This window comes from Streptomyces sp. NPDC045701, assembly GCF_056432045.1.
This window is the reverse complement of the sequence record NZ_JBWKJV010000084.1, coordinates 1-11,350: the sequence shown is the minus strand read 5'-3', so window position 1 is coordinate 11,350 and position 11,350 is coordinate 1. Positions and strand designations below refer to the sequence as shown.

The 11,350-nt window shown below is 66.6% G+C and carries 18 protein-coding genes and 2 pseudogenes; 14 read left to right on the top strand and 6 right to left on the bottom strand.

Annotated features, from left to right (window positions below; translation table 11 throughout):
- Positions 1–37 precede the first annotated feature (37 nt).
- Positions 38–313, top strand: coding sequence for a transposase family protein (locus AC07DW_RS31830; protein WP_478861127.1), 276 nt, complete (start codon positions 38–40; stop codon positions 311–313).
- A gap of 96 nt (positions 314–409) precedes the next feature.
- Here AC07DW_RS31830 and AC07DW_RS31825 read toward each other — a convergent pair whose 3' ends face one another.
- The gene (locus AC07DW_RS31825; protein WP_478861126.1) at positions 410–697 is read right to left on the bottom strand and encodes a hypothetical protein; all 288 of its coding nucleotides are present in this window, start codon (positions 695–697) and stop codon (positions 410–412) included.
- 596 nt (positions 698–1,293) lie between these two features.
- Positions 1,294–1,581: a hypothetical protein gene (locus AC07DW_RS31820; protein WP_478861129.1), complete on the bottom strand. Its 288-nt coding sequence runs from the start codon at positions 1,579–1,581 to the stop codon at positions 1,294–1,296.
- A gap of 29 nt (positions 1,582–1,610) precedes the next feature.
- Here AC07DW_RS31820 and AC07DW_RS31815 point away from each other — a divergent pair.
- A pseudogene (locus AC07DW_RS31815) lies at positions 1,611–1,706 on the top strand (IS5 family transposase); the annotation flags it as partial.
- A 460-nt stretch (positions 1,707–2,166) separates the two neighbouring features.
- Here the strand turns inward: AC07DW_RS31815 and AC07DW_RS31810 are convergent.
- Positions 2,167–2,565, bottom strand: coding sequence for a fic family toxin-antitoxin system, toxin component (locus AC07DW_RS31810; protein WP_478861125.1), 399 nt, complete (start codon positions 2,563–2,565; stop codon positions 2,167–2,169).
- The gene (locus AC07DW_RS31805; RefSeq protein WP_478861124.1) at positions 2,562–2,861 is read right to left on the bottom strand and encodes a type II toxin -antitoxin system TacA 1-like antitoxin; all 300 of its coding nucleotides are present in this window, start codon (positions 2,859–2,861) and stop codon (positions 2,562–2,564) included. The genes AC07DW_RS31810 and AC07DW_RS31805 overlap by 4 nt, the downstream gene beginning before the upstream one ends.
- Before the next feature lie 151 nt (positions 2,862–3,012).
- Between AC07DW_RS31805 and AC07DW_RS31800 the strand changes: the two are divergent.
- Positions 3,013–3,290: pseudogene (locus AC07DW_RS31800) on the top strand (IS30 family transposase); the annotation flags it as partial.
- Positions 3,291–3,741: 451 nt separating this feature from the next.
- Here AC07DW_RS31800 and AC07DW_RS31795 read toward each other — a convergent pair.
- Both AC07DW_RS31795 and AC07DW_RS31790 read right to left on the bottom strand, forming a co-directional pair.
- On the bottom strand, positions 3,742–4,857 hold the full coding sequence (locus AC07DW_RS31795; protein WP_478861123.1) for an SRPBCC family protein: 1,116 nt from the start codon (positions 4,855–4,857) through the stop codon (positions 3,742–3,744).
- A 2-nt stretch (positions 4,858–4,859) separates the two neighbouring features.
- Positions 4,860–5,735: a histone protein gene (locus tag AC07DW_RS31790; protein ID WP_478861122.1), complete on the bottom strand. Its 876-nt coding sequence runs from the start codon at positions 5,733–5,735 to the stop codon at positions 4,860–4,862.
- A 218-nt stretch (positions 5,736–5,953) separates the two neighbouring features.
- Between AC07DW_RS31790 and AC07DW_RS31785 the strand changes: the two genes are divergently transcribed.
- From AC07DW_RS31785 to AC07DW_RS31735, 11 genes are all read left to right on the top strand, one after another.
- Positions 5,954–6,331 carry a gas vesicle protein GvpO gene (locus AC07DW_RS31785; protein WP_478861121.1) on the top strand — a complete coding sequence of 126 codons (378 nt, stop codon included), beginning with the start codon at positions 5,954–5,956 and terminating at the stop codon, positions 6,329–6,331.
- A 27-nt stretch (positions 6,332–6,358) separates the two neighbouring features.
- Entirely contained in the window at positions 6,359–6,817 is a 459-nt protein-coding gene (locus AC07DW_RS31780) for a gas vesicle structural protein GvpA (RefSeq protein ID WP_478861120.1), read from the top strand.
- 3 nt (positions 6,818–6,820) lie between these two features.
- Positions 6,821–7,540, top strand: coding sequence for a GvpL/GvpF family gas vesicle protein (locus tag AC07DW_RS31775; protein ID WP_478861119.1), 720 nt, complete (start codon positions 6,821–6,823; stop codon positions 7,538–7,540).
- 45 nt (positions 7,541–7,585) lie between these two features.
- The gene (locus tag AC07DW_RS31770; RefSeq protein ID WP_478861118.1) at positions 7,586–7,834 is read left to right on the top strand and encodes a gas vesicle protein GvpG; all 249 of its coding nucleotides are present in this window, start codon (positions 7,586–7,588) and stop codon (positions 7,832–7,834) included.
- 22 nt (positions 7,835–7,856) lie between these two features.
- Positions 7,857–8,273, top strand: a complete 417-nt coding sequence (locus AC07DW_RS31765) for a gas vesicle protein (RefSeq protein ID WP_478861117.1) — start codon at positions 7,857–7,859, stop codon at positions 8,271–8,273.
- Positions 8,270–9,106 carry a GvpL/GvpF family gas vesicle protein gene (locus AC07DW_RS31760; protein ID WP_478861116.1) on the top strand — a complete coding sequence of 279 codons (837 nt, stop codon included), beginning with the start codon at positions 8,270–8,272 and terminating at the stop codon, positions 9,104–9,106. The genes AC07DW_RS31765 and AC07DW_RS31760 overlap by 4 nt, the downstream gene beginning before the upstream one ends.
- Positions 9,103–9,324, top strand: coding sequence for a gas vesicle protein (locus tag AC07DW_RS31755; RefSeq protein WP_478861115.1), 222 nt, complete (start codon positions 9,103–9,105; stop codon positions 9,322–9,324). Before AC07DW_RS31760 ends, AC07DW_RS31755 begins: the two co-directional genes overlap by 4 nt.
- A gap of 76 nt (positions 9,325–9,400) precedes the next feature.
- Positions 9,401–9,739 carry a gas vesicle protein K gene (locus AC07DW_RS31750; RefSeq protein ID WP_478861114.1) on the top strand — a complete coding sequence of 113 codons (339 nt, stop codon included), beginning with the start codon at positions 9,401–9,403 and terminating at the stop codon, positions 9,737–9,739.
- A 112-nt stretch (positions 9,740–9,851) separates the two neighbouring features.
- Positions 9,852–10,409, top strand: a complete 558-nt coding sequence (locus AC07DW_RS31745; RefSeq protein WP_478861113.1) for a helix-turn-helix domain-containing protein — start codon at positions 9,852–9,854, stop codon at positions 10,407–10,409.
- Positions 10,340–10,933, top strand: coding sequence for an IS630 family transposase (locus tag AC07DW_RS31740; protein WP_478861128.1), 594 nt, complete (start codon positions 10,340–10,342; stop codon positions 10,931–10,933). Before AC07DW_RS31745 ends, AC07DW_RS31740 begins: the two co-directional genes overlap by 70 nt.
- A 67-nt stretch (positions 10,934–11,000) precedes the next feature.
- The gene (locus AC07DW_RS31735; protein ID WP_478861112.1) at positions 11,001–11,258 is read left to right on the top strand and encodes a hypothetical protein; all 258 of its coding nucleotides are present in this window, start codon (positions 11,001–11,003) and stop codon (positions 11,256–11,258) included.
- The last annotated feature ends 92 nt before the right edge of the window (positions 11,259–11,350 follow it).

Genomic DNA, 11,350 nt, shown 5'->3' with positions numbered 1-11,350 from the left:
TCCTACGGCCGGATACCAGACGTGACGACCGCACCCCATGATCCCGAACCCGCTGGCGCAGCATCAACCGAGCACTGAATTAGCCACCAGGGTCCACCACCCCTTCAAAAAGCCCCGAGGGGGCTCCCACCTGCAGCTTCACCCCGACACCCAGACCTACAACGTACTCCTGCGCGGTGTGCGGGCATTGGGAGAACGGGCTGCGGCCGAGCTGAAAGAACGCTGGCGCACCCTCAAGCGCGTCACGCTCAGCCCCGGCCGGATCGGCGCCATCACCAAAGCCGCCCTCGTCCTCAACAACGCCTGGCGATGAATTTCGTCGAGAAAACCTCACTGTGTGCAGCGCATCCGCGGTGACCCACGTGCCTTCGATGTCCGGCCGGCCGGGCACCTCGCGCAGACAGGGCACTCAAGGCACTTCGTTCGTCTTGTCGGGGATCCTCATCTGGGCGATGACCTGGTCGTCCTGGCCGATGACGGCCAGGAGGTGAGCCGCGGTCCGCGTGCGGTGCGCGAGCCCCGGGCGCTCTTGCCCCGTCCACCGCCAGCCGCGCAGGGCGGTCACGCTCCGTACCCGGCGGGCCGCAGCAGCACAGCCAGGCCGTCCGGTGGCCGCCACCGCGCAGGCCGCCGCCCTGACCAGCGCGACCAGCGGATACCGCCGACTGCGACGGTCCCGCGGATCGACAGCCTCCACCGCATCACCCGCCGGGAGGACGGAACGCGACAGAGGAACGCGGGCATGGCAGAGTCACGAATCACCGAAGCTCCGTTGTTTGCAGGTGAGTTGGTAGCTCACCCACACCAGCGGAGCTTCGTCATATCTTGTCACGCCTCAGCTGACCAGCCCATTCACAAGGTCACGGCGACTTTGCAAGAGCCCTGGGGTACCGCTCCGCTCACGGAGCGCATAAGAGTCTTCGCCTGTCGGTGATGCTGGTGCCGGAGTAGCGACTAGGGCTTCCCGGAATGTCCCAATAAAGAGTAGAATCGTGGTCATGGGGTTTCCTCCCCTTGGGTGTGGTGTTCGACAGAAAAACTGGGCCTCGCCGAGTGATCGTCCGGACGGCTGCTGGGATCCTCGGTGAGGCCCTTTCGCGTGGCCGGATGAAGGCGGGGCAGCGAACGCGGCGCGGCAGTCGTCAAGGATCTTGATGGGTGCGGGGTCAAGTGAGGCTCCCTGACGATTTCAGGCCGGCCGGGCAATTCCTGAGATCCTCACCGTCCGCCGACTGGACCTCTCCGCCGACCGCACCCGCTCCCGCGCCCAGATGCTGGAGTACTTCCCCGCACTCAAGCGGGCCTTCGACTACAGCGCATAAGGCCGCCCTGGTGCTGCTGCTGACGGCCTGCCAGACCCCGGCCGGTCTGCGCCGGAACGGCCGGGCCAGCCTCAACGACCTGGATGAAGAACCGCAAGGTCTGCAACTCCGCGAAGGCCGCCGACATCGCGGTGGCCGCCGCCGGGGCGCGCAGTTCACCACCGTCGCCGGGGAGAAGACGGCAGCCCAGGATGGTCCACACCCCAGGCCAGGGGGTGATGACCCCCGTTGAGGAGATTCCCAAGGTCAGCGCGGTCATCGAGGGTCGGTTTCGCGAGCATCCCGACGCTCAAGCGCAACCGGGCGGTGGCCACCCGGTTCGACAAGCTTGCGGTCCGCTTTGAGGCCACCGTCCTGACCGCCGCAATCGGCGAATGGCTGTGACGGGCCCGGGCCGTCGGTTCCGCATGCCATGCTGACCGCGACCAGGGCGAACAAGGCGAGGGAGAAACGACGATGGGGGCTCAGTACTACGGCGCCGACAGCGAGAACGACGACCGCATCGACGACCCTCCGAGACGCACTGTTCATGATGATCACCGACCTCAACAACTCCGAAAGGGGTGAAGAGCCTCTTGTCGCACAGCATCGCCCACGGAGTCCACCTGGCGGGGGGCCAGGGCCGGCAGGGCTTGCGTGTAGTAAAGTCCTTCGACCCGCTTCTTGAGGCTGAAGTTCACCCTGATCATGGACAGCAGATTTTTACGCTGCAGGAGTGAGGTCTTGCCGCCGCGCGACCGGTTTCGGCGTGCTCATGCCCTTAAGCCTTTGGCGGCTACCGCTCGGCCGCCCGGGCCCGCGTCGCTGCGCACGGGTGTTTTCCGGGCGCGACCGCCGCTGACGTTCAGCCCAGGCCGGACACCGACCAGGCGCGCAGTTGGCGGGCGATCTGGTAGACCCCGGTCTGCCGGGTTGCGGAGTCCCGCACCAGTGCGACGGCATCCTTCGGCTCGAATTCGAGTGGGTAGCCATTGAAGTCCAGGTACGCCTCGCAGGAGTGCCAGGCGAAAGCGTCGCTGGAGTGCTCCAGGCACGGCAGCCGGGTCAGTGTCTCCAGCAGAGCGGCCGCCTTCAGAAACACCGAACCGTAGACGTCCCGGACCCCCATGGGGCGCGCGTTGACCCGGGCTACGGCAGCGTACAAGGGCCCGAGGTCGTCGACTTGGGGATCACCAGGGAGCAACTCTGCGGCAGCAAGAAGGAACGGCACGTCGATGCTGTGCCGCGGTTCGGGATGGGTCACGCCGCGTGGCCCCCTTCCGTGCTCCCGAACTCGGCGCGCGCAGCACGCTCCGCAGCGCGCTGCTCACCGATCGGGTCCAGGGAGCTGGCGTCGGCCATGAACGCGTCGCCGCTACGGCCCATGGACCGCTCGAACGCGGTGAGGAAGTGCTGCTTGACTGCGGTCGCCCGCTCGTATGCAGCGGTGAGGACATATTCCTGCATGCTGACACCGGCCTCCCTCGCAGCGGCGGCGATGGCCTCACGCTGCTGAGGGTCGGGGAACCGCAGGTTCATCGCCTTCGAAGAGTCCGACATGGTATCGACGGTACCAGCGGGGCCACACTTTGCATCACGTCACCGACCCTTGATGGCCGGTCGCCAGATTGCTAGCGAACGGCTCGGACAGCCGGGGGTACTTCTCAACATCGCCTGCCACGGCCTCGCCGGCGCTCCCACAGGGCCGCGCCGGGGCACGGAACTGGCTCGAGGGGCTCAACTCCGCACCGACGCTGGTCTCCAGGTCTACTTTCCGACCCGCACAGTCCCTGGCAGCGGGGCACCAACGAGAATACGAACGGTCTGCTGCGGCAGTATTTCCCAAAGGCACCGACCTGTCGCTGAGGCACCGACGAGCTCCAGGCCGTTGCCTTCATTCTCAACAGCAGGCCCAGTAAGACCCCCGCCGAAGCCCTCAACGAGCACCTCCTATCACTCCAGGAAGCCGGTGTTGCGACGACCGGTTGAGTCCAAGCAATACAAGAGTCGGGGCTTCGCCCACGCCTGCAGGTCAACAGGGCTGATCCAGAGCATGGGCGCGATCGGGTCCGGCGCGGACAACGCGCTCGCGGAATCCTTCAACGCGACCTTCAAACGCGAAACGCTCCAAGCCAGGAAGGCATGGTCCAGCGAGCGCGAGGCCCGCCTCGACACCTTCCGATGGCTCACCGCCAAGCACGCCACTCCCGACTCGGACAACGCAGCCCCATCGCCTACGAAACAGCCCCCGCAACATCAACTACGCTGGCCCAAGCCGCATAACCCGTGTCCAGGACTCGGGGTCAAGGTCCCTCAAGCATTGGCCCCAGACCTTGGAGCCCCCGTACCGGGGACTTCCGGGGAAACCCCATAGACAAGGGCCGGCGTCTCACGCCGGCCCTTGTCGGCGGCCGCCCGGATGGCACGGCCTTGTGTGCGGCTATCGGCGCCGCCGACGCGGACGGCTTGCTTCGTCCTCGTCGTCCTCGTCGTCCTCGTCGTCCTCTTCAGGACTCTCTTCGTCTTCGTCGTCCTCTTCAGGACTCTCTTCGTCCTCGTACTCCTCCTCGTCCGCCTCGTCGGCGTACGTCCCGGGTTCCTCTTCGTCCTCCCCGAAATCTTCGTCCTCTTCAGGCCGTCCGTCCTCGCTTTCCTGCCCTTCCTCGTCTTCGTACTCGCCCTCGTATTCGTCTTCCTCCTCGTCGGTGTCCTGGTCTTGCGCTTCGCCTTCTTCTTCCAGCGCTTCCTCGTGGGTGCGGACCACCTCGCCGTCACGGATCTCGCCACGCCAGCCTTCCGCCTCATCGGTCGTGAGCGAGACGTGCCGAAGGAAATGCTTGAGGTCCAGGCGCAGGCGCCGGCCTTGAGCGCGCCACACATTGCCGGTCTTCTCGAAGAATCCGGAGGGGTAGTACTCGACCACCGCGATGATGCGGGTCAGCGTCGGCGTGATCTCGTGGAAGCTGATGCAGCCGCGTGTGGTGCCCTTGGGGCCGTCGGAGGTCCATACGATCCGTTCGTCCGGTACCTGCTCCTGCACGGTGGCCTTCCAGCCACGTGTCGACGGCCCGACCTTGACCTTCCAGTCACTGGTGGTGTCATCGTTGCGGGAGACGTCGCGTACACCCTTGGCGAAGCCGCTGAAATCCTCGTACTGCGTCCAGTGGTTGTACACGGTGCGCAGCGGCAGGCCGACATCGAGGAACTCGACGATGTTGATGACCTTGCCGCCGCTCTTACGGCCCTTCTTGCCCTTGCCGAACATCTGGGAGGCGGCGCCAGTCACCTTGTCCTTGAGGCCGCTCATGCCCTGGCTCATCATCGCCTTCATAGGCGAGTCGCCCTGCAGCATCCGCCCCCCGATACCGGCGACGTCGGACAGCTTCCCGTGGCCTTCTGCCACGTCCTGGAGCTGGCCTGTCACATCACCCAGCTTGTCCGACGCCTTGTCCGCGAGCTGCCCGGCCTGAGCCCCCAGGAACGTGGTCAGCGCTTCGAGCAGCTGGTCAAGCCCGGACTTGGACCCTTGCGCGTTGGCGCGGTCTGACTCTGCCATGACTACCTCCGCGTGGACGGCTTGCGGCCCGGCGTCTTCTTCGCCGCAGTCTTTTTGGCTGCCGTTTTGCGTGCCGGAGTGCGCGCTGCGGTCTTCTTCGCGGCTGTCTTGCCCGCCGCACCGCGTGCCGCGGTCTTCTTCGCGGGGGTCTTCGTCGCTGTCTTCTTGGCAGCAGTCTTGGACGGCGCGGTCTTCTTCGGGGCCGCGGTCTTCGACGGGGTCGCCGCCGGCGCCTTCTTCGCAGCGGTCTTCTTCGCCGCGGTCTTCCGCGCCGGGGGCTCTGAGGGAGCTGAGCGGCGCGCCCTGCGAGCGGGTGCGTCCTGGGCAGCCCTGGTTCGGGGCCGGCCGCGCCTACGGGGCGGGGGTTCCTCCTCAGGTTCCTCTTCCTCGGGCTCGTAGGCGTCCTCGGCTTCGCCCTCTTCCTCCTCGCCCTCTTCCTCCTCGTCTGCCTCAGACTCCTCGTAGCCCTCCTCGTCCTCGTCCTCCTCCTCGCCTTCGCCTTCGCCTTCTTCTGCGTCCTCGTACTCCTCGGGCTCCTCCTGGTCCTCTTCGTCTTCCGTCGCGGCGACGCTGCCCAGTTCGGAGGTCCGCTGGTGCAACGAGCCGGCGAGGTCGGCGAGCTTACGGTTGGCCGCAGCTCCCAGAGCCTTCTTGCCTGCCTCCAGGGCTTCACCGCGAAGCTGGTCGCTTATCTCAGCGAACTGAGGCGTCTCCTTGAGCTTGGTGAGGCCCTGCGCCATGAGCTGGCCGGGCTCGAGACCGAAGCGTCGGCCGGCGAGGTAGGTCGCCGCAGTGAACGCGAGGCGGCCCTTTTTTGTCCGTCCGAGTACGTAGCCCCCGGCCACGGCGGCCGCGAGTGCGATTTTCGTGTCCTGCATGAGTGCTGTCCCTTCACCAGGGCGCTTGCGGGCTGTACGACGCTGCCCGGGAACACCGTCTGGGTGGGTCTGCGGATGTGCCGGCTGCTGTGGGTAGCGCCGGCTGAAGTACACCCCGCTCAGGCGACCTGTAGGCCGCCTGCCCCTGCGCGGAGCATATTTCCCTATATGCTGACATTGTAGATTCTGTTAGCGGTATTCCCCCAGCGGAGCGTCCGATGGCCGCAGAACCGGCACGACCGCGCAGAGCCCGTCCACGCCCGACCGAGGAACACGTCGAGACGCAGGACAGGGCCCCCGCACACCGCACCTCCGCCTCCAAGCGGAAGGCCGGGGTTCCCAGCGCAGCTTCGGCGATGCGCTCTGCAGCCGGGCAGCTGGCCCAACTCCTGGGCCGCACCCCCGACTCCGTCTCCTCCCTCAAACCGACCCGGGAAGGCTGGCAAGCACAGGTGGAAGTGGTGGAACTGGAACGCATCCCCGACACGACCAGCGTGATGGCCAGCTACAAAGTCACTCTGGATCCGGAGGGACAGCTGGTCTCCTACGAACGGACCCGGCGCTACAGCCGAGGCATGATCGACCGGCCGACCTGACACCAGATCGCCGGGAAGGGAGGCGCCATGACCATGGTGCCGCAGAGCGGCAACAGTGTAAGCAGGGGCACAAGCAATTCGGGCAGCCTCTACGACGTCCTGGAACTCATACTCGACCGCGGTCTGGTCATCGACGTGTTCGTCCGCATCTCGCTGGTAGGCATCGAACTCATCAAAATCGACGCCCGCATCGTGGTGGCCAGTGTGGACACCTACCTGCGCTTCGCCGAAGCGTGCAACCGCCTCGACCTCGAAGCAGGCCGCAAGGCGCCCGCCCAGCTCCCCGAGGTCGTCGGAACGATGATGGAAGGTGGCGCCCGCGGCAAGTCCAAAGGCGCGCTCAGCGGAGCGGTCGACGCCGTGACCGAATCCCTCACTGGCCGAGCTTCCAAGCAGGAGGAGGAGCTGGAGGAGGAAGCCGAAGAGGAAGCCGCTCCCAGAAAGCGGCGTCCCGCCCGGCGCCCAGTACGCCGGGAGAGGGAGTGACCGATGCCGCTCTACGTATACGCGATCACCGGCAAGGACCACCCGCGACGCCTGGAGGGCCTGACCGGAGTCGGCTCTCACCCCGCACCCGTGCGCGCGGTCGCCGCCGGACCCCTGTACGCGGTGGTCAGCGACATCTCGGAAGAGATCCGGCCCAAGCGCCGAGACCTCCAAGCACACCAGGAAGTCCAAGAGCTCCTCATGGCCGGTGCAGTGGTCTTACCGCTGCAGTTCGGCTACATCGCCCCCGACGAGCAAGCCGTCCGGCAGGCCCTGGAAGAGAATCCGGACGGCTATCTGGCCACTCTCGACCGACTCGACGGCTGCGCCGAGTACCACGCAAGGGCGACCCAGGCGGACGAGGATGAACTGCTGCGCCAGATCCTGCAGGACTCCCCCGAGGCGAGGGAACTCAACGAGCGGATCCGGTCCGGCGCGCAGGATCCGCAGCTGCCCCTCACGCTCGGGGAACTCATCGCCCGCGAAGTACAAGAACGCCAGGATTCACTGGCTACCGGCCTGGTCCAAGCACTGACTCCCTACGCGCGCGAGCACGTCACTCATCCGCCCTCCACACCTGACTTCCTCAATCTGTCTCTGCTCGTACCGCACAAGCGCAAAGACGACTTCCTGGCAGCGCAGGCCAGCCTCGCCGCGCAGATCGGCGGCGGCGTCGAATTCCGGCTCACCGGCCCCCTGCCCCCCTACAGCTTCGTCCAGTGATCAGCCGCGCCGCGATGCTTCGAACGTGGAAGGAGGAGACGAACCATGGGACTGCTGAGCCGCCTGTTCACCCTTCCCATCGCACCGGTGGAAGGCGTCGTATGGGCCGCCCACCGGATCGCTGAGAAGGCCGAAGACGAGTACTACGACCCGGCCCCGATCTGGCGCGAGCTCGCCGACCTCGAGCGGCGCCTGCTGCGCGGCGAGATCGACCAGGACACCTTCGACCTCCGGGAAGACGAACTGATCGACCGGCTGACAGAGATCGCAGAGTTCCGCCAGCAATTCCCCTGACGGGCAAAGGGAGGCTTCCCTCGTGTCTGAGCCACTACCTGACCGACTCGGATCCTTCCCGTCCCGCGCCGCCCCAGCGCCGTACGGACAAAGCACCTCCAGCCTCGCCGACATCCTGGAGAGAGTCCTGGACAAAGGCATCGTCATCGCCGGCGACATCCGCATCAACCTCCTCGACATCGAACTGCTGACCATCAAACTCCGGATCCTGGTCGCCTCCGTGGACAAGGCAAAAGAGATGGGCATCGACTGGTGGGAACACGACCCCTCGCTCTCCTCCCGGCACACAGGCAGCCCCCTCGAGCAGGAAAACCGCCGCTTGCGCGCCGAGCTGGAGGCCCTGCGCCGCGACCGCATCGACGGCCAAGAATTCCCGCCCCGCACCATCGGCGAGGAACCCGAGACAGGTGGGGGAACCACACGGGAGCGCCGCACATGAACACAACTGCCGGCACCCTCACCTACGTCTACGCCGCGGCCCTACTTACTAAAGACCTCCGCGACGCCGCCGTCGGCCTCCGCGGCATTTACGGATCACCCGTTCTCTTCCTCACCGCCGGCCCTACCGCCACCCAGCCGTCCCTGGCCGTCGCCACCAGCCACGTTCCCCGCCGTGACTTCAGCGAGCACGCACTGAAGAACCACTTCGAGGACCTGGACTGGCTCGAGAGCGTCGCCCGCGCCCACCACGACGTCGTCCAGGCACTCTCCCTGCACGCCACCGTCCTGCCCCTGCGTATGGCCACCGTCTATCAGGACGACGACAGGGCCCGCCAAGCGCTCGCCGAGCAGCACAACGCATTTTCCGAAAGGCTCGCCCAGCTCACCGGCCACACCGAATTCGGCGTGAAAATCTACCTCGCCCCCACTGCCGCCCCGCCCGCTACCGGGCCCAGCGCCGACGCCGGCACCACTCCCGGCAAGGCGTACCTCCAACGCCGCAGGGCCCAGCACAACGCGCAGGAAGCCGTCTACAGCCAGGCGCAGAAGGCCGCCGCAGCCATCGATGCCATCACCTCCCGATACGCCTCACAGCGCGTGCGCCACCCCACCCAGAGCGGCACCCTGAGCGGTCCCGCTGAGAACGTCCTCAACGACGCTTACCTGATCCCCGACCCGTACGCGGAGAAGTTTCAGACCGCCATCGCCGAGGCCGCCGGAGTCTTTGACGACGTTCGTGTCGAGGTGACCGGTCCCTGGGCCCCCTACTCCTTCGCCATGCCGCCAGCCGAACGCCAGAACGCGGCTACCAGCGAGGAGCGCACCCCATGACTGTCGACAAGTATGGAGAGCCGCTTCCCGGGCGCCAGGTGGCGCTCGTGGACCTTCTCGACCGGCTGCTCAGCGGCGGCGTCGTCATCACCGGCGACATCGTTCTCTCCATCGCCGACATCGACCTCGTCCGCATCTCCCTGCGCGCGCTCATCGTGTCCGTCAGCTCCGAGATACGCCCAGCCATCGCGCCGCAGGAGGGCGGCCCAGGTGACTGAAGACCGCAAACACCCCAAGCGGCCGCCCCGCCCATCCCCGCCCCCAGCACCCGCTGCGGAGGGCGTCGGCGACACCATGTCCCAGGCATTCCGGCTGCTCCAGGCACCCCCCACGCCACGCGAGGCAACCCCACGCCCAGCCCACCGCATCCACACCGACCGTGACACGGTCGAAGAAGACCTCCTCAAACTCGTGCTCACTCTAGTCGAACTCCTGCGTCAGCTCATCGAGCGCCAGGCATTGCGCCGCGTGGACGCAGGAGACCTCACCGACGAACAGGAAGAGGAGCTGGGAGCCACACTCCTGGCCCTCCACGACCGCCTGGCCGACCTGTGCGCCCAGCACGGCTACGCACTAGAGGATCTCAACCTCGATCTAGGCCCGCTAGGCCCCCTCCTGCCGCCCCGCACCTAATGCATGCTTCCTCAAGTCGTGGGTATAGAACCCCTGTTGGCTGATTGGCGGGGGGTGGGTTGTGCCGGTATTGCTGCGTGCCCGGGCTGCTGCGGGGCCGGAGGAGGAGCGGGTGGTCGCCAGGCTGGCGGGCGCCCGGAAGGCGCCGGCCGATCTGGTTTTGAGAGCGCGGATTATCGCTCTGAGCTGGGACGGTCTGCGGGTGGCAGCAATCGCGGCGGAGCTTGGATGTCACGCGAAGACGGTGCGGTGGTGGCTCCATCGTTTCAACGCGCTCGGGCTGGAGGGGCTGGAGGACCGGCCTGTCAGCGGCCGTCCCCGGCGGATCACCGAAGCGGAGCGTTCCCGTATCGTCGCTCTGGCCAGACAGTCACCTCCGGGCCGTCTGACCAGGCGTGAGGACGGTGAACTGGCCGCGGACGACGAGACAGGCGCGCCTGAGTGGACGCTTGAGTCTCTGGCGGAGGCCGCCCGGCAGTCCGGGATCGAGGTGGGCCGCTCCCAGGTCCGGCGGATTCTGCTGGCCGAGGGCGTGCGCTGGCGCCGTACCCGCTCCTGGGTGCGGTCGAAGGACCGTGACTTCGAGGGAAAAGGACGCGGATCATCGGCCTTTACACCGACCCGCCCGACGGTGCGACGGTCGTTTGTGCCGACGAGCTCGGGCCGGTGATCCCGCGCACATTCCCGCCCGCACCAGGCTGGTCACCGGACGGACACCGCATCAAAGCAGAACTCGACTACAGCCGCGGGCCGGAGAAGACCTGGGTCTACGGCGGCCTGCGCGTCAGAGACGGACAACAGGTCACCATGACCGCCCCATCCCGCAACAGTGCCTTCTACCAGCAGTTCCTGCAAAAACTGGAGGAAGCAAACCCGGCCGGCGACATCTACGTGATCACCGACAACCTGTCCTCCCACAACAGCATCTCCACCCGGACCTGGCTCGAGGACCACCCCCGGATCAAACACGTCTTCATCCCCGTCGGCGCCTGCTGGCTCAACCTCCAGGAAGCCTGGTGGCGCATCTTCCGCAAAACAGCCCTGGCCGGCCAGACCTTCGCCGGACCCGACGAGATCACCCAGGCCACCGCCCTCGCAACCACCCAGCTCAACCAGCGCGCACGGCCATGGATCTGGGGCAGACCCGCCCCACCCACCCGACACCTACGCCGCCACTACATCTACCACCTTTAAGGAACGCAGCACCCCTAATACGGGAGTGTCATGAATCAGGTGGGCACTTGCTCAGAAGGGACACCTGATGGACGCGGAGAACGGTCACCTGATCGAGGACGCTGACGGCGTGTCGGTTGCGGTGCTGGATGATGTTGTTGACGGTGCGGGTGTGGAATCGAAGACGACGGCGGCGAGCCGGGAAGCAGCGGCCGCGCACGGGCTGAGCCCCGCTCTGTTGGACGAACTGGCGGAGCTCGCCGCGGACAAGGTCCGCGACGGCGGGCTGCGGCTGATGGGCGAGGGCGGTCTGCTGGTCGAGCTCGCCCGGCACCTGATTGCATGAGGTGCCCCGAAGTTTCCGGACAGACGTCCAATAGGATTGCCTTGAACGGAAAAGAGGACGCAAGAAGTGGCACCACCGAGCAAGTACACCCC

Bases quoted from the DNA above. Each gene is read 5' to 3' on its own strand.
- AC07DW_RS31830 (WP_478861127.1), top strand. From the start codon at position 38: ATGATCCCGAACCCGCTGGCGCAGCATCAACCGAGCACTGAATTAGCC.
- AC07DW_RS31785 (WP_478861121.1), top strand. From the start codon at position 5,954: ATGGCCGCAGAACCGGCACGACCGCGCAGAGCCCGTCCACGCCCGACC.
- AC07DW_RS31820 (WP_478861129.1), bottom strand. From the start codon at position 1,581: ATGACCGCGCTGACCTTGGGAATCTCCTCAACGGGGGTCATCACCCCC.
- AC07DW_RS31805 (WP_478861124.1), bottom strand. From the start codon at position 2,861: ATGTCGGACTCTTCGAAGGCGATGAACCTGCGGTTCCCCGACCCTCAG.
- AC07DW_RS31755 (WP_478861115.1), top strand. From the start codon at position 9,103: ATGACTGTCGACAAGTATGGAGAGCCGCTTCCCGGGCGCCAGGTGGCG.
- AC07DW_RS31780 (WP_478861120.1), top strand. From the start codon at position 6,359: ATGACCATGGTGCCGCAGAGCGGCAACAGTGTAAGCAGGGGCACAAGC.
- AC07DW_RS31750 (WP_478861114.1), top strand. From the start codon at position 9,401: ATGTCCCAGGCATTCCGGCTGCTCCAGGCACCCCCCACGCCACGCGAG.
- AC07DW_RS31795 (WP_478861123.1), bottom strand. From the start codon at position 4,857: ATGGCAGAGTCAGACCGCGCCAACGCGCAAGGGTCCAAGTCCGGGCTT.
- AC07DW_RS31735 (WP_478861112.1), top strand. From the start codon at position 11,001: ATGGACGCGGAGAACGGTCACCTGATCGAGGACGCTGACGGCGTGTCG.
- AC07DW_RS31775 (WP_478861119.1), top strand. From the start codon at position 6,821: ATGCCGCTCTACGTATACGCGATCACCGGCAAGGACCACCCGCGACGC.
- AC07DW_RS31790 (WP_478861122.1), bottom strand. From the start codon at position 5,735: ATGCAGGACACGAAAATCGCACTCGCGGCCGCCGTGGCCGGGGGCTAC.
- AC07DW_RS31760 (WP_478861116.1), top strand. From the start codon at position 8,270: ATGAACACAACTGCCGGCACCCTCACCTACGTCTACGCCGCGGCCCTA.
- AC07DW_RS31770 (WP_478861118.1), top strand. From the start codon at position 7,586: ATGGGACTGCTGAGCCGCCTGTTCACCCTTCCCATCGCACCGGTGGAA.